We start from the raw sequence: 18400 nt of genomic DNA on the forward strand, positions 1-18400 counted from the left end.
TTTATATTTCTAATTCATAATTCTCACCAAACTTATCTTCCTCTACAATTTGACTTGAAAGATATTCTGATAAATTTTTAGCGAACTCTTTAACATTATCAAATTTATGATCTAAAAGTTGGTCAACTAAAACTTTCCTTTTTTTGTATAATCCAGATGCTGAAGCAAAACCAATCATTGAATAATTTATAAACTTTGAATGAATATTATCTAAAACTTTTTGTTGATTACCAAACTCATCAACTAATTGTTTGGCATATTGATCCCACTCTAAACTTCCATCATCATTCTTTTTATAGATATTCATAAACCTTATAGCGGTTGGAGGGTAATTTGAATCAGTAATGGCCCAATCATATATTAGCTTATTATTAGAAACGGATTTTTCTAAAACACTATAAAGTTTATGGCCACTTTGTTGACCAGAAGCCAGATGTTCTCCAAATATTGGCCAAGATTCATCAAAGAAGTCATTGATGAAGAAGTATGTTAAATGGTCTAAAAATGACTCGTTTTCAAAATTAAATTTTGTATAGTTTTTAATTATTTGATGAACTAAAAAAGAAATGTGTTTATCAGAAGGATCATCATAAATTGACTTAGAAATTAAATCTTCAATATGAAATGTACTATTAATAAAAGAGCTGTATTCAGTTATTTTATCAACATACAACAACTCATTTATTATTCCTTTTAGACTATTCCATCTATCAACATCTTTCCTTAAAATTTCATATAAAATTTCTAAAGCAAAGGAGTAATTAAAATCTTTTATCCAACCTACTAAATCAACAACCTCATCATCATTTAGATGTATTAAATCTAAGTATTCAAGGTTTCTTAAATATTTGGGAGTAGCTATTAGTAGGTTTTTTATTTTTAAAAGATCTTCATATTCAATAGGATTTAAATATCTAATTAACCTAATTCCATGAACTTCTGTTAAGTTTGACGATAATAATTTATCTATAGCATATCTAGTAAAAACATCATTTTTGGAACCATAAATCAAACCACTAACAAAGGCTGAGTTTTGTTCTTCAGTTGGTATTGTTTTGAAAATATCAAAAACCAAATCTATTAAGGCTTTATTACTATCACTCCCTCCTTTTTCACCAACAATTTGCGAAAATGAATATGTTTGTCTTTGCTCACCTTTTAATAAAACATCTAGATCATCTTTCCAATTAACACTTCCATCTAAATATTTTTGCGCCAACTCTTTAGCTTTCTCTGATGAAACATTTATGTAGTTCCCCTGTTCATCTCTATCATTAATCCATGCAGGTAAAACCACAAATGCAGTTAATTGTTCTTCTATACTTTCAGGTTTGTATTTATCTAATAAGGTTTTAATTGCTTCTACAAAATCTTTATCAAGCTCATATCTATCAGAACTTAACTCCCTTAATTTTTGACGTGTGTCATTTGAAATTTCACCTTGTTTTTGAATAAACTCATTGATAACAATAAATATTTGATTAAAATTACCAATGCTAATTTGATCATAAGCTCTTGATAAAATTGAATCAAAAGCTTGTTTTGAAAATGGTTCATCACCAGCAAGAGCTATAGAAGATAACTTTTCAATAACAGTATTATAATAACTTGATATTTCTCCACTATTAGGATTAAAAATATTATCTCTGTTATTAGATTTTCCAGATTGAATTCTACCTGTAAAACTATTTGATTTTAAGGCTCGTTCATAGGCATTAATAATAACAGAAGACATCTCATTTTCTTCTACTAATACATCTAATACTAGTAATCGTTCTTCTAAACTCAAACAAGTTTCAGCTAAATAAATTTGAAACAAAGAAACAAACTCAATATTAGCCGAATTTTTTAGCTCACTCTCACCATTCGCTAACCCATATAACAACTTGAAAGAATCTTTTGCTGTTTCACGATGAAGACATAATTTAAGTATTGTATCAACAGTATACCTATCACTACTATGAAAATTAAAAAAATCTGTCATAATCTTTCTATTTTAGACTTTATTACTTCTTGCGCTATACTTGGAAAATAATCTGCTAATAAATTCACAAATTCACCACCTTCATTTGTATCTATGAAACTACTATCTTTTAAAACTCCATCTAAAGAATTTAAGCTGTTTATATAATCACCAGAGTCATCATTTTTTAAAACATCAAAAAATTTGTCGGAAAAATTACTCCAAAGATTGTTATTAGATACATTCAATACAATCTCATTAATATCTTCAAATGGTTGACTTTTCCAATGATCTATAAGCTCTTTTTCAAATGCGTTCGCAAGTATATAATCACCTTTTATGATTATTAAATCTTTCGAGACTAAAAAACTTATTAATTCATTTAATTTTTCCTTCGGACATTTCACAAAAGTTGTTCTTATAATCTCTATTTGATAGGAATAAGAACCTGTAGCACCTACTTTTTTAAATAGTGACACTGCTATCAATAACTTAATGGCTCCAATGTCTACATTAACTTGTCCAATTATTATCGTTAATAAATCAATTACTGATTTAACTATATCTTCTTCTTCAACATCTGAAACAATTACAGAAACAAGTTTATTCAAATCACCATCAAGAGTGTTATATAGTTGTGACACATTTGTTGAAGGAAATTTAGAATTAAAAATATTATGAAAAACTGTTTTCCTAATATTTTCATCGATGAATATATTAGGAAAGACTTTTTTACTTTTATTAGAATTAGGCTCTATAGTCACTAACCTCAATTCTGTACTGAAAAAATCTTTTGCTATTCTTTTGTGAATATCTTCACTACAACTATCAATTATAACAACTTTTAATTGGTTTAAATTTGTAAGATCTGCTACCTTATTTGATATATCTTGATACGTTGTTCCTTTTAAGTCATAGTACAAAATACTATTTTCAAGTTCATCAGCTTCAAAATTGTCATTCTTTCTAAACACTTCATAAACTAGCCGAGTTTTACCTGACCCAGGAACTCCTGCAATTCTAATTGGTCCCTTATAATTAATTAAGAAACTTCTTAACTTTGTAATTAGACCTTCTAATTCCGGAGTAAGTACATATAAGTAATTGTGATACCTGTCTAATTGCTGATTTATTTTAAAAGGAGACCATTTCTCAATTTGATGTGAAGCCTCAGCGTTAATAGCATCTTTGATGGCATTATATAAATCATTTGCTAATTCTTTCCTTACAGCTTTTCTAGTAGCATAATTAGCTGCATTAAGATTATAAGTAATACCCCAACGAAAACCTTCTAAATCTACAGGTAGTTCTTTTGGTGAACCAAAAGCATCATTCATAACAGCTAAAGTTCTATAGGTTCCTTTTTTTGCCCATGCATAACCTGTCTCTAATAAAACATTTGGATTTGGAGATTTTTTATCCCCAACCTTATTTAGTAACCTTAATTCTTTACCAAATACCTTGTACTTTTTTGCTTGCAACCATTCTTTAGCAGATGTAAATGTTAAATCAACAATTACCATATCTGATTCTGTACTCTTCTTTAGCATTTCATCAATAAGCAAAGGTGTTCCAGGTGTTTTTCTAAAACCATAATCTAAAGTGACTTCAATACTTTCATCTTTTAGTTTTTGAATGGCAATTTCTATAGCATTTTGAATAAACCCTTTACCATACTTATCTTCTGTATCCATTTGAAAGGAAAAAAATACTTTATAAGCCATACCCTAAAATACCTGATTAATTAAACTCTTTTGTAAGGCTTTGGAACTTGAGATTTTGGTTTCAATTAAAGAAATATTATTCTTAATTGAATTAAACATATCAATAATAGCTTTTTGATTTTTTACTGATAGTTTTGGAATTTCTATATTTTCAATCATTCCAGGATCTACATGTGGAATAGCAGAACCAACTGTAGCCCTCTTTATATCATTAGTTTTAAATCTTAAAAACTGGAAAACAAATTCCTTCAAAAAGTCATCTTGCTTAATATTTAGCCTACACATTGTACTAGCCAAAAAGCCATTTTTTCCGAAAAGCATTTCACCTGCATTTGAACCATCCCATAAAACTAAAATATCTGTTTCATCAATTTTAATAGACTTATCCCAAGCTCCTTTTGGGACTATAGAATCAATTTCTCCTGTTCTTAAATATTTTGCTGTACAATATGGTAATCCTTCCCCTTCTTCTAATAACACAGGAGGTTTTCTTCCTTTTTTAATTGAGACAATATGTTTTAGTTTAATTCTTTCAGAAGTTTTATCATCATAAAAATAATGCTTCAAATATGCCAAATCATCTTTTTTTAATTTTTCCAAAACCTTATTCTCCATTTCAATCACATCATCCATAGCCCAAAGTAATTCAGCAAGTTTGGCTTGTTGGTCTTTTGGTGGTAGTAGGAATTCGTAATTTGCTACATCTCTCCATCTACAATGTGGGTTTGTTGAGCCAATTATTGCTCCAGTTGTATGTACGTAAAAAGACTCACTATGAAAAAGAAACGGAATATATTCAGGAACTAAATGCTCTTCCTTCGGTTCAAGAGTTAAAGTTTTTTCTCCAGTAATTCCATCAAATGAAGCCAGAGCTGTTCTTCTTAAATGCGGGTTTCTCGTTGGAAACAATATTTGCCCTTTTCTAAAAATTTTATAGAAATATGGGTTCAATTCTTCACCATTTTCTTGACTAGACCATCTTTTAATATGTAAGGATTCTGCATCCATATGGCTTACCTTTAAAAAACGGTCGAATCTATTTCTAGCATTTTCTTTATCGTTTTCCTCCTTTTTAGTAAAAACATCAATTAGCTTAACAGTTTTCCAATTAGATTTATCTATCTTCATTTCCATTAAGCCAAAATTTTAAACAGATTATTCATACTTTTATTCAATTCTTTAGAGCTTTTATCCCAGTTTTTATATGATTCTTCTAATGGTAAAGTGTTGTTTTTTATGATTCTAGAAGATTTGACATAATTAGTGACTAATAATGACCCATCATTTTTTAATATTTTCTCGTTATCAATAACTCTTGCAAACCCATCAATATCTTTAAAACCTTTATACGCCTTAAAGATTTTGTTTATATGTTTATCTAATAAATATGAAATAGTTTTTTCACCCTTTACTTCTTCAAAAGCATTTATAAACAATATTTTTCCTTGCTTCTTTTCTTCTTTATTTGTTCTTCTAATTAATAAAGCAGATTCCATTGAAGAATTGTAAAACAGATTTTTCCCAAGAGCTATAACACAATCAATAGTATCTGTTTCAATCATTTTCTTCCTCATCTTCTTTTCATTATCTCTAAACAGTATACCATGAGGCCATAATTGAACACAACGTCCATTTTTAGCATCCATACTTTTATGGATATGTTGTTCAAAAGCATAATCGGCACAACCTTGTGGTGGTGTTCCCCAAAGATTACGTCCAAAAGGATCGTTGGTAAATCCTTTTTGGTCCCACGCTTTTATAGAGTAAGGTGGGTTTGCAAGTATTACATTAAAGGTTTTTAAAGTGTCGTTTTCTAAAAAGGCAGGTTGCGCAAGTGTATCGCCACGTACAATGCTAAACTCTTCTATACCGTGCATAAACATATTCATACGTGCTATGGCAGAAGTAATCAGGTTTATTTCTTGTCCGTATAATTTTAGGGTTCTGTATTCTTTACCTTCATCGCGTAAATGCAGCGCACAGTTTAATAGTAAACCACCAGAACCACAAGTTGGGTCGTACACAGATTCTCCTGGTTGTGGGTCCATAATCATGGTCATCAGTTTTACAACGGTTCTGTTGGTGTAAAACTCTGCTGCTGTATGGCCAGAATCGTCTGCAAACTCTTTAATTAAGTATTCGTAGGCGTTTCCTAATTGGTCGTCTGGTACGTTTTCTAAATTTAACTTATGTTGCGAGTAATGTTCTATAAGATTGGTCAGTGTTTCATCACTCAACCTGTTTTTATTGGTCCAAGAAGCATCACCAAAAATACCATAAAGGGTTTCTGGGTTTGCTTTTTCTATAGCACGCATGGCATCTTGTATAGCAATACCCACATTGGTTGTGGTTTCACGCACGGTGTTCCAATGTGCCTGTTCTGGTACTATAAAATGATGGTTTTCGGCAAAGGCGGCATATTCTAAATCGCCTTCTCCTTCTTCTAAAGCTTTTTCGAACTCTTCATCGTACACATCGCAAATACGTTTAAAAAACAATAATGGAAATATGTATTGTTTATAATCGCCTGCATCTATGGTACCACGCAATGCGGTTGCTGCGCCCCAAAGGTATTTTTCTAGGTTTTGTTGGGTCATAATTATACTTCTATACTTTGTTGCTCTACAGCATTAATAATGTCATTGGCACTAATATCGTTGCCAGAAGTCAGTTGTTTAATAGCCTGTACTACATATTCGCCTCGTTTTTTAATAAAAGCTTCAAAATCTGTAGTTACTTTTTCTTTCTTATCTTCTGCCGATAAATTTTCGTAACCCCCATTTTTTAATTCTTCAAGAGGAATTAAATGTGATTTTAAACGGGAGTTTACAATATCTTCACTAGTCCAATCGTAACGTTCTTTTAAATATTTAAAAGGTTCTTTATTACTAATATTAAGATTTGTTTTGTCGGTAATTAATGCACAGTTTAAGACTAAATAACTTTCTATTTCTGCTTCTTTTAAAATTGCATCTGGAAACACATGATGATAATGTCTTTTACTTTCAATTAGCTGTTGTCTATTAATAGTTGCCCCATCTGCAAAATCAATAGCCCCGAGTTTATTAAAAACAGCCATTATACCACGAGCTCTAATATTTTCACGTTTAGGCCAACCAACTTGAATCAATTCTTCTAATGATGATAATGGATATTTGTTTCTATTTAAAACAGGAACATCACTCTCTTTAATAAAATTTAAACCTTCCTTTTTATACTCTTTTACGATTTTTTTTAGTGCTATAAAGTCATTATACGCATTAGACGCAGCAGAGTTTTCATAACGATCTGTAAAGAAACTAGACCAAAGGTATTTTTTAAGTAAAACCTCTGCTTTCCCTCTAACATCTAAACTTTCAGGTATATGTGTATATAGAGCAGCTATTACAGATAAGACTGCATTTGTTGGTAATCGCTTTTTATCATAAACACCTTGACTTTCTAAAAATGTTACCATTTTTGCAAGCCCATTAGACATTTTATCCCAATTAGCAATCATGGTATCTTTTTCCATATCCCACATACCACGCTGATTGGGCAACTTATCTTGAATTAAAGCAGACGTAGCCATTATTAAAAATGGAAGTTCAAAATAATATTGAATATTTGGATGTTTATTATCTAGTTGGTTTTGATAATCATCTAAAGAGATTCCTTTTACACCTTCAATTTCAGCTCTGATAATATCATATTGCGATAAAGGCTTACTATTCGTATTCATATTAATAAATACTTGTAAAGCTGTATCTTTAGGCGTTGCAATTGGAAGTGCTAAATATGGTAAATTGTAGTGTTTTATTATTTCCTTTTTGTCTCTTATAAAAGCTATAATTTGATCTTTTTTCTTATTCCAAGCATTTAACTTTTTAAAAGCTTCAGGATCTGATTCTACTGGATATTCATTCTTAATGGCCTCTTTAACCCATTCTTCATAGGTTGTACTGTTGTCTTCAGGTATAAATAAATCTAACGGAATAAGGCCTCTTAAAAAAGAATCTTTAGCATTATCAGCCCATATTGGACGTTTGACTTCTTTTTTATACCATCGTGGTTGCAACCTTACTTCAATTATTTCTTCTTCTAACTCTTCTTCAAGAAACTTATCAAAACTAGAATTATAAACAAAATATTTTTCTTTTTCATAATTATTATGAAGTGCTCTCCAAAAAGCTGTTAACCTTTGTTGCCCATCCAATAAATGCTCAGTCGCTTTTCCTTTTATATCTGGAGCTGTCTTTAATTCTCTAGAGACAAAAGGTTCGTTTAATTTATCTATATCTAAAAGTAAAGTAATACCTAATGGTAAATTATGGATGACCGTATTCATTAAACTTGCTACTCGATTTTTATCCCAAGCTTCTGGTCGCTGAAATCTTGGTAATCGAATTTCTGCATTGCTTATTTTATCGAACCATTCTTTTAGAGTTCTATTGTTTGCTTTACTTGATGGTGTACTCATATAAATTCTTTCAATATCGTTTTAAATTTTTCTTCTGCTTTCTGGCTTTCGACCCAGGCTGTTTTTAAATCAGATAAAGCGTCTTCTACACTTGGTAAATTATCTTCTATTATTTTCTCGACATATAAAGGAATATTTAAGTTGAAGTCGTTTTCTTCAATATCTTTCATTGAAGCGACTTTAACATAGTTCTCGACATCTTTATTCTGGTTATACCATTCAAATAATTGATTAATATGTTCAGTCTCTAAATAGTTTTGTGCACGACCAACACGAATCTTATCAGATCCATCTATAAATAAAACTTTATCTTTTTTTGCTGCGTCTTTGTTTTGTTTAAAAACCATAGCACAGGCTGCAAGTTGTGTCCCATAAAAAATATTTGGTCCTAAACCTATTACAGCTTCTAACATATCGTCTTCTAGAAGTTTCTTGCGTATTTTACCTTCAGCTCCTTTTCTAAATAAAGCACCATGAGGTAAAACAACCGTCATACGTCCTGTGCTATTCATAGATTTAATCATGTGTTGCACCCAAGCCATATCTCCGTTCCCTTTGGGAGGTACGCCTGCTATGTTTCTTCCAAAAGGATCATTAGCCCAATTTTCGGCTCCCCATTCTTTTAAGGAAAAAGGTGGATTTGCAATCACACAATCAAAAGTTTTTAATCCATCGGCAGCAAAAAATGCAGGTTGTCTCAATGTATCTCCTCTGGAAATCTGAAAATCTTCAATGCCATGTAAAAACATGTTCATTCTAGCAATAGAGCTAGAGGTTAAGTTTTTTTCTTGTCCGAATAATTTAAGCGTTCTATAATCTTCGTTGTTTTCTTTTAAATGGTCTACACATTCTAATAGCATACCACCTGTTCCGCAAGCGGGATCGTAAATGGTTTCTCCTTCATGCGGATCTAATATGAGTCCTAATAAATGCACAACAGAACGCGGTGTGTAAAACTCACCAGCTTTTTTGTTGGTTAAATCGGCGAAGTGCTTTATTAAATACTCGTAAGCATTACCAAGAATATCTGGTTCTACTAATGAATTTGATAAACTGTATTGAGAGAAGTGCTCTATTAAATCGATTAATAAACGATCCGACAATTTGTTTTTGTTACTCCATTGTGCATCACCAAATATGCCATAAAGTGATTCTTGGTTAGCTTGTTCAATACCTCTAAGTGCTTTCTCAATAGCCAGCCCAACGTTTGTAGTCGTTTCTCTAACGTCTTTCCAATGGCAACCTTCTGGTATCTCGAATCTATGAAATTCGGGTAGCGATGCATATTCTATATCGCCTTCAGATTCTTCTAAGGCTTGTTGATATTCTTCATCATAAACATCTGATAGACGTTTAAAGAATAGTAGTGGAAATATATATATTTTAAAATCTGAAGCATCTACGGGTCCTTTAAGGATCCAGGCTGCTTTACTTAGATATTGTTCAAGCTGGGAAAGGGTAATTGTGTTACCTTTATTTTGGTTCATTCTACTATTTTATAATCCTTAAAAATAGTAAAAGCATACCAAATACTGTTACGGAATTCCGTAATAAAAAAAGTAATTAAGAATTATGTTTTACTTTTAAAAATTAAAAAGCCGTATCAATTAGTTTACGGCTTTATTAGACAACTTAAATAAACATAAAAAAAGCTTACAGTTTCAATTCCTTGAATTTGTAAGCTTAGTGTGATTAATTTAAAATTTTGCAGAATTATTGTAGTTTTTTACTATATCGAATGTATATGCTATTTTAAGTCCAAAAGCAGTCATAACTTTATTTTTGAAAATAGAATTATCATTAACATCTATAGCTGTCTGTACCTCACCTCCAATAATATATTGGTTATCATTAGTTTTATATTCGTTTATAAAATAATCCCTTGGCTGTTCTAAACTAAAAAATTCCATAGTCAAAAAAGCTGAAAAATTATCAGATCTCCAGCCTAAACCAAATCCTAAATCAACTGTATTACTTAAGTTACTATTAGCAGATGCTAAACTTATTGGATTTATAAATAAAGCTACGGAAAAATGTTTTGGAACGTGTTCAATAATTTTTTTTACTTTTTTATCTCCATTTGAGTCATAATAATTTATATATCTTTCAATATCATAAACAAAAGGTGTATACACAATTCCTAACGAAACATTTGGTTTTAAACTTCCAGACTCTTCTATAATCACATAATTATTAGTTTTATCAATTATAGGCAATTCATAAACTTTATTTATTATTACCGATGTACCCGCACCTACAAAAAATGAAATTCTTTTATTCCATCCTTCTTCTTCTATGGATTCCACATTTACTGTAGTTTTTTCAGTTTGTTCTGTGACGTCAGTTTGTTCTATTTTATCCGTTTCTTCCTGCCCAACAGTGACAATTGGAATAAAAATTAAGAAAATTAATAGTTTGATTTTTGTTTTCATAATTCTATTAGTTTTTGGTTAGTTAAATTGAGTATAAACTTTAATTTGAATACAAGAGAAGAATGAAATTTCAGATAACACTGCATTAACATCAATTAATTAGTCATATCAAAATGAAATATCTAAAACTATCACACTATCCAAAATCACAACGCATTGTGATTTGTCAACATAACTAAACTAATACATTAATACCAGTACCCAAATACCCATTATTAGGTATATTTACAACTAAACATAAATAGTACTTATAGAATAAAATAGGAATATATAATCTACTGTTATAAGGTTAGCATTCAAACCTTAAATCTGAGTATGGAGGTTGAGTGATAAAACTACAATTAGCACGTAAAATAGAGCTCGATAAAATTTAGCCTTATCACATAAGTATATGGGAGGCATACATAGAGGAAGCTAGATACTCAATAAGCACAATTTAAAAAACCCCAACAACCTCAATCCCAACCGCTTCAGAACGATTTAATTCATACAACACCCCAGCAACCTCTTGATAATACCGTACGCCACAAACCGCCAACAGCGTTCCTGAACCACTCGGAACGGTATTTGGCGTCATGCTAATAAGGGGATCACTAAAGGTTTTAGAAACAGGTACAGCATCTGCCAGGTGTAACTGATAATTAAGCGTTTCAAAATCGAAATCCAACACCCCAAATTGCACGACCACATGTGTCGCTCCCGAAATAAAAGGAATTTGAGCTACATCAACATCGGATATCGAAAGTGTATAAGTTCCCCAATCCATAGAAAACGGAAAGGGTAATACGGTATGCGGTCTGCAATCTGGTGTATACTCAAAATCGCATAATTCGCGGACGCCGACAGCGGTGTCTACTCCAATCCCAACACGTCGCGCTCCCCGAGCACTTGTGGTATCTAGCGTTTTTATACGGGTAAACAACGTCATTAACCTGCTGTGGAAGTGCGAGAAGGTGTATCCCGCATAAAACGGGTGCAATGCCTGCCTAAATATTTTATTCACTCGGGAACAGTGTCCAAACTCACTCCCGTTTTCCCGCACCCGTTGCATACTGGCTTTTGTTTTAATCGCTTTACCATTAAATCCGCCTCCAGCTACACGCACAATGGGCTTCCCTTTTAAATAATAAAAATTAAAGCCACCTAGCGTACCTACTATCGGAATAATACCTTTTTGCTTTGCCATAATCACCCTGTTTAAAAGTCCGCACCATAATACATCGCAACGACAAGTAAACCCATAGCAACCAAATAGCTACTTAGGGGTTATAGCGTGCTTATACCGTGTTTATAACATGCTTATAGTATGGACTATATACACATAAAGATACATATTAATGAATTACATAAAGTATAATCGGCCATAAAAACACCGTAACTAAACAAAATCCAACGCGCCATAACACCTTAACATAATGTACATTGACTTAAAACACCCCATATAAATGACCTATAGGGTTTGCGTTGGTATATAAGAAGAAGTGCTAAAAAACAACTCTATATTTTAGTTCTCTTTTATTTATCAATCCGTTATTATGTATGTAATCAATCAAACAGTATGGCTTTAGATTTTCCTTAAATGGGAGCTCCCAACTTTTCTTAATGTGTATAAATTTCAAGATGAGATTTTATGACTGTTTAAAAGGAGGTACACAATAATGAAATGCTCTAACTACACCATAAATAAAAATGCAATTACAACATCTCTTTCTCTGATTTTTCATAATGATTCTCTTCAAATCATGCTTTTTCAATAGCTTATTAAGCATAAATATGGTTTTATATAATAACTTCAATGCAGGTGAAATCTTAACATATTATCATAGTTTTTCATGATCAAGCGGACTAAATTTGAGGTTTAAAATCCCTTATATTTAATCACATGAAAACGTATACATTAGCAATTGCGGGTTGCGGAAAATTAGCTCATATAGTAGTAGAAGCCTTATTAAAGGATTTACTACCTCAATTTAAATTAATTGCCAGTCATTCAAGAACATTTGCAAAAGCTCAAGACATTTCTGATAGAATTGAAACCTCAACAATGGACTATTCCTGTAAGGCTTGCTCTACTTTTGAAGAGCTTCTAGACCTTAAACCGGATTATATCGTTGAGACAGCTTCGCCTTCCGCATTTAAAGAATGGGCCTTACCTGCCTTAAAAAATGGATCGTCTATCGTAACCCTATCCATAGGTGCGCTTGCCGACACCGATTTTTATAAAACAGTACAAGAAACGGCTTTAAAACATAATACCCGCGTGCACTTAGCTTCTGGAGCGATTGGTGGTTTCGATCTATTAAGAACAGTCTCTTTAATGGAAGAAAGCACCGTGACGTTTACCACTCAAAAAGGACCAAACTCATTAAAAAATACAGCGGTCTATAACGACAGTTTACAAACAGAATCTCGAGAAGTCTTTAAAGGAGACGCTAAAGAAGCCATCGCTCTTTTTCCAACCCGAGTTAATGTGGCTGTGGCCGCCTCGCTAGCCTCTGTTGGCCCTGAAAACATTAAAGTTTCCATGCACTCGATTCCTGATTTTGTGGGAGACGATCACCGCATTGAAATAAAAAGTGATCAAATCCATGCGGTGGTTGATGTCTATAGTAAAACGGCTCAAATTGCCGGTTGGAGCGTTGTAAACACCTTAAGAAATATTGTATCGCCTATTGCTTTTTAGCATAGGCGATTATACCTGCTAACACTATATCGCTTATATATAAACACTTGTTCAGCAGACAGTCCACACCTATAAGCAAATAACGTTTGGGTATTTTTAAAACCACGCACCGCCTATTGTTTACATAATATCACAGTACTTGGTCTGTATGGACAATGCGTTTTATAAGTACATAAACCTCAGCATTAACACACTATAAATATACACTAGTATTTACTTTTATCCTTTTAAAAATCATGCTATTTTCACTTAGAATACAAGCATTGTTTTTATTGTATACTTAATTCCGATCTCTTTCTAAATGAGAAATTAGTGCTGAAGCAGGGCATAGTTAACCAACAATCAGGTAATGAGTCCATAAACGGAGAGGAATACGTTTTTGGAATATGCATTTCTTCCATTTTCTTCATAAACCTTTTTTTGTCATATGTTTTCTTCTTGATAATATCCGGAAGATCAATGTGCTTATGCGTCTCAATCATTCGCAGGTTATTAGACCCGTCTAAAATTCCCTTTCTAAAAACAATAGAGGATAAATGCCCTTCTCCCGTTGCCCTAAAAGATATAATAACTCTTTTTTCTCCTTCTGCCAAAAATGATTGGTCAGAATCTTCGATAATAGATGGATTAAATGGTGCTGTAGATTCTATGGAATACTCCATGGTACTATAAGCTCCGAGTAATAGGCGACGTTCTAGAGAAAGTTCATCGTAATCTATATCGATAGATTGAATGAGATTTTTATAATTATTAGCGTGTTTTAAAAAGATTTCAGAGATATTTCTATGCCTGCCCACAAAGCCTTTTAAGGTTTTTTCAAGTTCTTGCTTAATTTGCAAGTCATTTAAAAGCATTATGCGCTTTACTAAATTGATGGTTCTAAGATCACCATTATTAAAAAAACGCGCTACCACTCGACTAGAGTCGGGTTTATAATATAGATTTTTACGAATTACAGGAACCGCAATATTATGATTTAAATTTCATTAATTATTCGTGATTGGTATAAGCAAAAAGTAACCGCTATACAACAAGCGGTTAACAAATAATATAAAAAAACTGCCTATAAATATATTAGACTGAGGGAACTCTAATATAAGTATAGGCAGTATAACGACTAATTCTATTAGCTAATAGCTTTTTCGTTAAGTCTACTCTCTGCTAGTTTATCTAACTTATTATCTGCATTATACTCTTCGTCCAGAGTTTTTTGCAATTTTGAAGCAATGTCGTCATATCCTAATTCTTTAGCATAACGCACTGCTGTACCATAACCAGAAATCTCATAATGTTCTACACGTTGGGCTTCAGCTATAAGACCTGCATCCATAACTTCTTTGCTATCTGCTTCATCCATAAAACTTTCGGTTTCCTTAATTAAGCCTTTCATAGCTTTACATGTTTCTCCTTTTGCAGAAATGTCTAATGCATCACAAATTTCTTCAAGTCTTTTTTTATGACCTTTAGTTTCTTCTAAATGGCTTTCAAAGGCTTCCTTTAACTTACTATCATTTGCTTTTTTCGCTACTTTAGGGAGTGCTTCAATTAATTGGCTTTCTGCACTATATAAATCTTTCAATTGGTGTTCAAATAAATCTTTTAATGTCTTCATGGTTTTTTTGTTTTTAATTAATACTGTAAAGATATTTGCAAAAAGAAGTCTCCATTAATCTCAAAAACAAAATTATTAACTCAAATAATTTACCCCAGTACACACTAAATCAAATTATTATAAGTCCGATACTGCTAGAAAAAAAATCAATTGAGTTAATTTAAAACACTTCCACATTCTAATTTTAAATAGAGAATCACGAATTGAAAAACCGCAGGTATTACACCACAATATCAATATGTCTTTTCGCTATATATCGTGCTAAAAAACACAATTAATGATTTATATATTAATAAAAAACACAACGTTATGAGGTCAGTATGGAATGGATCAATAAGCTTCGGGCTAGTATCAATACCTATAAAAATGTATTCTGCTTCAGAAGATAGAGCATTGGACCTAGATATGCTTGACAAACATGATGGCGAGCGCATTCGCTATAAGCGCGTCAATGAAAAAACAGGTAAGGAAGTCGAATGGAAAGACATTGTAAAAGGCTTTAAAAAGGATGATGGCTATGTGGTTCTTGAAAAAGAAGATTTTGAAAATGCCAATGTAAAAAAAAGTAAGACTATTGATATCGAAGAATTTGTTGAAGAAACGGAAGTGGCCGATGTACTTTTTAAAAAACCCTACTATCTAGAACCTCAAAAGGAAGGTGGCAAAGCTTATAATTTACTTCGTGAAGCATTGAAGAAAACGGGTAAATTAGGCGTTGCAACATTTGTAATGCGCCAAAAAGAAAACTTGTGCTTAATTGGTGTGTATAAAAATGTAATGGTCCTTCATGTTATAAGGTTCGATGATGAAATAAGAGACACTAAAGCAATTAAAATACCAAAAACAAAAAATGCGACCAAAGAAATTGCAATGGCTGAATCTCTTATTAAAAATTACACGACTACATTTAATTTTACCAAGTACAAAGACATCTATAATTCGCAATTATTAAAAATTATAGAATCTAAAGCCACCGGTAAAACAATTAAATCTGAAAAAGTTGAAACAGAACCAACCGCCGCAAAAGATTTAATGGCTAAATTAAAAGCGAGTCTCGAACAAAAGAAAAAGAAAGCATCTTAAATCATGAGTCTTGATGAATACAGAAAAAAGCGCACCTTTAAAGACACGCCAGAACCTCAAGATGTTTACAATTCTGAAAACAAATACAGATTTGTAATACAAAGGCATCGCGCAAGTCATTTACATTATGATTTAAGACTAGAAATGGAGGGTGTTCTAAAAAGTTGGGCTATTCCCAAAGGCCCTTCTATGAATCCTAAAGCTAAACGACTGGCAATTCACACGGAAGACCATCCCGTATCTTATCATTCTTTTCAAGGCGTAATACCCAAGGGTAATTATGGTGCTGGTAAAATGACCATTTGGGATGAAGGCACTTTTGAGAGCTTATACGATAATGACAACCTGACTGCGGACTACTTAAAAGGGAAATTGAAACTTGTTTTTAGAGGAGATGAAATAAAGGGTATATTTACATTGGTTCGCTCTAGCTCCACGCACAAACAAAATCAGTGGTTGTTTATTAAGCATGAAGATAAGTACGCTACAAACTTAATTTATGATGCTGAAGATTATGTCGTTGAAAATTTTAAACCACAAGACACTAAGATCACGTCCGAACCCAATTTAAAATCCATTATAAAACCAATGCTGGCCTCACCAGCAAAGGACGTCTTTAATGATAAGAACTGGATTTACGAATTAAAATATGATGGCTATCGCGCTTTAGCCAATATAGATTCTGGTACAGTATCACTCTATTCACGAAACGGAATATCTTTAAATTCAACTTTCAAAATCATTCATGACGAGTTAGAAGCGATTGAGCATACCGCTATTTTAGATGGTGAAATCGTTATTTTAAATAGCGAGGGTATTCCTCAATTTAACGCCCTTCAAAATTATGATCCAAAAACAACAAAGGGTCACCTTAATTACTTTGTTTTCGACTTGTTATACCTTAACGGTCATAGCACAACAGACTTACCGTTACTAGATAGAAAGAAATTACTTAAAGAATTATTACCAGAGTCTAATCATATAACCTACTGCGACCATATTGTTGGAATGGGAAAAACAGTGTACGACAGAGCAATAAAGCTCGGAATGGAAGGTGTTATGGCTAAAAAGGCAACCTCTAAATATTATACAAACCTTAGAACCCCAGAATGGCTTAAATTTAAAAATATTGAAAATATTGACACCATTATTTGTGGTTATACAGAATCTAAAAACAGCTCTAGACAGTTTGCATCCTTAATTTTAGGAATGATTGAAGATGGCGAATTAATCTATGTTGGTACATGTGGCTCTGGATTTTCATCTCAACAAATTAAGGCGTTACATCAACAATTTGCACCCTATTTAACGGATACACCCACATTTAAAATTTCACAACATCTAAAAGGCAGAATCGCGCATTGGATGGTTCCCAAATTAATATGCGAAGTAAAATTTGCAGCATGGACAAAAAGCGGTGTGATGAGACATCCTGTATTTTTACGGATACGGGAGGATAAATCTGTCCCGGTTAAAGGTTACAAAGAACACCAAGAGGTACCGCTTAAAAAGTCGACTACATCCTCCGGAACGACGTTAGAGATAGATGCTATTCATGTACCGGTTTCTAACCTTGAAAAAATGTATTGGCCCGACGCACAATTGACCAAATTTGACGTGTTAGATTATTATATAAAAATGTCTGATTATATCCTGCCCTATTTAAAAGACAGACCTCAAAGTTTACATCGGCATCCCAATGGCATTAACGGATCATCTTTTTACCAAAAAGATAATGATCATTTACCCGAATGGATAAGTACTTTTAAAATCCATTCCAAGTCGGCCGAACGTGATATAAACTATTTACTGTGCCAAGATCAGGCTACATTAACCTATATGAATAACTTGGGTTGTATTGAATTGCATCCCTGGCATTCCACAATTTACCAATTAGATTGTCCAAACTATACCATTATCGATTTAGACCCTTCAGATCAAAACACTTTTGAACAAATTGTTGAGACGGCCCAAGTTGCAAAACTGGTACTTGATAGTGCCCATATTAAAGGGTATTGTAAAACCTCTGGTGCAACTGGACTCCATATTTATATTCCTTTAGGTGGAAAATACACGTATAAAGAAGCACGAGATTTTACTAAATTGCTGTGCTACTATATCCAAGAACAACTCCCCGAATTAACCACATTAGAACGTGCAATTAAGAAAAGAGGTCCTAAAATTTATCTAGATTATTTACAAAACCGAATAGGACAAACTATAGCATCAGCTTTTAGTTTAAGAGCCAAAGCAAATGCTACAGTATCGACACCGATAGACTGGAAAGATTTGAATACCAATCTAAAAATTGAAGACTATACCATAACCACTGTGCCCAAATTGTTCAAAAATAAACCTGATACTTTTTTGAATATTCTAGATAAAGGCATTGATATGGAAAAAGCATTAGAAAATCTAACGCAGACAAAATTTTAAATGACTAC

The 18400-nt window shown here is 32.5% G+C and carries 13 protein-coding genes; 3 read left to right on the forward strand and 10 right to left on the reverse strand.

Annotated elements, in window-relative coordinates; translation table 11 throughout:
- Position 1: 1 nt before the first annotated feature.
- From ACKC83_RS16115 to ACKC83_RS16150, 8 genes are all read right to left on the reverse strand, one after another.
- Entirely contained in the window at positions 2-1984 is a 1983-nt protein-coding gene (locus tag ACKC83_RS16115; RefSeq protein WP_434036322.1) for a hypothetical protein, read from the reverse strand.
- A complete protein-coding gene (locus ACKC83_RS16120) occupies positions 1981-3657 on the reverse strand; it encodes a hypothetical protein (RefSeq protein WP_434036323.1) in 1677 nt (558 codons plus the stop codon). Before ACKC83_RS16120 ends, ACKC83_RS16115 begins: the two co-directional genes overlap by 4 nt.
- Before the next feature lie 33 nt (positions 3658-3690).
- Positions 3691-4821 carry a restriction endonuclease subunit S gene (locus ACKC83_RS16125; protein ID WP_434036324.1) on the reverse strand — a complete coding sequence of 377 codons (1131 nt, stop codon included), beginning with the start codon at positions 4819-4821 and terminating at the stop codon, positions 3691-3693.
- Entirely contained in the window at positions 4821-6284 is a 1464-nt protein-coding gene (locus ACKC83_RS16130) for a type I restriction-modification system subunit M (protein ID WP_434036325.1), read from the reverse strand. The genes ACKC83_RS16125 and ACKC83_RS16130 overlap by 1 nt, the downstream gene beginning before the upstream one ends.
- 2 nt (positions 6285-6286) lie before the next feature.
- Positions 6287-8146 carry a GmrSD restriction endonuclease domain-containing protein gene (locus tag ACKC83_RS16135; RefSeq protein WP_434036326.1) on the reverse strand — a complete coding sequence of 620 codons (1860 nt, stop codon included), beginning with the start codon at positions 8144-8146 and terminating at the stop codon, positions 6287-6289.
- Positions 8143-9633 carry a type I restriction-modification system subunit M gene (locus tag ACKC83_RS16140; RefSeq protein WP_434036327.1) on the reverse strand — a complete coding sequence of 497 codons (1491 nt, stop codon included), beginning with the start codon at positions 9631-9633 and terminating at the stop codon, positions 8143-8145. Before ACKC83_RS16140 ends, ACKC83_RS16135 begins: the two co-directional genes overlap by 4 nt.
- Before the next feature lie 210 nt (positions 9634-9843).
- A complete protein-coding gene (locus tag ACKC83_RS16145; protein ID WP_434036328.1) occupies positions 9844-10578 on the reverse strand; it encodes a hypothetical protein in 735 nt (244 codons plus the stop codon).
- Positions 10579-11014: 436 nt separating this feature from the next.
- Positions 11015-11764 carry a hypothetical protein gene (locus ACKC83_RS16150; protein WP_434036329.1) on the reverse strand — a complete coding sequence of 250 codons (750 nt, stop codon included), beginning with the start codon at positions 11762-11764 and terminating at the stop codon, positions 11015-11017.
- 696 nt (positions 11765-12460) lie between these two features.
- On the opposite strand from ACKC83_RS16150, the gene ACKC83_RS16155 reads away from it, so the two are divergent.
- Positions 12461-13261, forward strand: a complete 801-nt coding sequence (locus ACKC83_RS16155; RefSeq protein ID WP_434036330.1) for an aspartate dehydrogenase domain-containing protein — start codon at positions 12461-12463, stop codon at positions 13259-13261.
- Between the two features lie 269 nt (positions 13262-13530).
- Here ACKC83_RS16155 and ACKC83_RS16160 read toward each other — a convergent pair whose 3' ends face one another.
- Together ACKC83_RS16160 and ACKC83_RS16165 are read right to left on the reverse strand one after the other, a co-directional pair.
- Positions 13531-14115 (reverse strand): hypothetical protein, encoded by a 585-nt coding sequence (locus tag ACKC83_RS16160; protein ID WP_434036331.1) that lies wholly within the window; start codon positions 14113-14115, stop codon positions 13531-13533.
- 272 nt (positions 14116-14387) lie between these two features.
- A complete protein-coding gene (locus ACKC83_RS16165; RefSeq protein ID WP_434036332.1) occupies positions 14388-14873 on the reverse strand; it encodes a ferritin-like domain-containing protein in 486 nt (161 codons plus the stop codon).
- A gap of 309 nt (positions 14874-15182) precedes the next feature.
- On the opposite strand from ACKC83_RS16165, the gene ACKC83_RS16170 reads away from it, so the two are divergent.
- Complete coding sequence (locus ACKC83_RS16170) at positions 15183-15956, forward strand: Ku protein (protein ID WP_434036333.1); 774 nt, start codon at positions 15183-15185, stop codon at positions 15954-15956.
- A 3-nt stretch (positions 15957-15959) separates the two neighbouring features.
- Positions 15960-18392, forward strand: a complete 2433-nt coding sequence (ligD, locus tag ACKC83_RS16175; RefSeq protein ID WP_434036334.1) for a DNA ligase D — start codon at positions 15960-15962, stop codon at positions 18390-18392.
- Positions 18393-18400 lie beyond the last annotated feature (8 nt).

The organism is Formosa bonchosmolovskayae, assembly GCF_051016085.1.
In the GTDB taxonomy this organism is placed as follows: Bacteria; Bacteroidota; Bacteroidia; order Flavobacteriales; family Flavobacteriaceae; genus Formosa.

What these genes read in the sequence shown, in the direction of transcription:
- ACKC83_RS16115 (WP_434036322.1), bottom strand. Translation starts at nt 1,984, where the DNA reads ATGACAGATTTTTTTAATTTTCATAGTAGTGATAGGTATACTGTTGAT.
- ACKC83_RS16120 (WP_434036323.1), bottom strand. Translation starts at nt 3,657, where the DNA reads ATGGATACAGAAGATAAGTATGGTAAAGGGTTTATTCAAAATGCTATA.
- ACKC83_RS16125 (WP_434036324.1), bottom strand. Translation starts at nt 4,821, where the DNA reads ATGGAAATGAAGATAGATAAATCTAATTGGAAAACTGTTAAGCTAATT.
- ACKC83_RS16130 (WP_434036325.1), bottom strand. Translation starts at nt 6,284, where the DNA reads ATGACCCAACAAAACCTAGAAAAATACCTTTGGGGCGCAGCAACCGCA.
- ACKC83_RS16135 (WP_434036326.1), bottom strand. Translation starts at nt 8,146, where the DNA reads ATGAGTACACCATCAAGTAAAGCAAACAATAGAACTCTAAAAGAATGG.
- ACKC83_RS16140 (WP_434036327.1), bottom strand. Translation starts at nt 9,633, where the DNA reads ATGAACCAAAATAAAGGTAACACAATTACCCTTTCCCAGCTTGAACAA.
- ACKC83_RS16145 (WP_434036328.1), bottom strand. Translation starts at nt 10,578, where the DNA reads ATGAAAACAAAAATCAAACTATTAATTTTCTTAATTTTTATTCCAATT.
- ACKC83_RS16150 (WP_434036329.1), bottom strand. Translation starts at nt 11,764, where the DNA reads ATGGCAAAGCAAAAAGGTATTATTCCGATAGTAGGTACGCTAGGTGGC.
- ACKC83_RS16155 (WP_434036330.1), top strand. Translation starts at nt 12,461, where the DNA reads ATGAAAACGTATACATTAGCAATTGCGGGTTGCGGAAAATTAGCTCAT.
- ACKC83_RS16160 (WP_434036331.1), bottom strand. Translation starts at nt 14,115, where the DNA reads ATGCTTTTAAATGACTTGCAAATTAAGCAAGAACTTGAAAAAACCTTA.
- ACKC83_RS16165 (WP_434036332.1), bottom strand. Translation starts at nt 14,873, where the DNA reads ATGAAGACATTAAAAGATTTATTTGAACACCAATTGAAAGATTTATAT.
- ACKC83_RS16170 (WP_434036333.1), top strand. Translation starts at nt 15,183, where the DNA reads ATGAGGTCAGTATGGAATGGATCAATAAGCTTCGGGCTAGTATCAATA.
- ligD (WP_434036334.1), top strand. Translation starts at nt 15,960, where the DNA reads ATGAGTCTTGATGAATACAGAAAAAAGCGCACCTTTAAAGACACGCCA.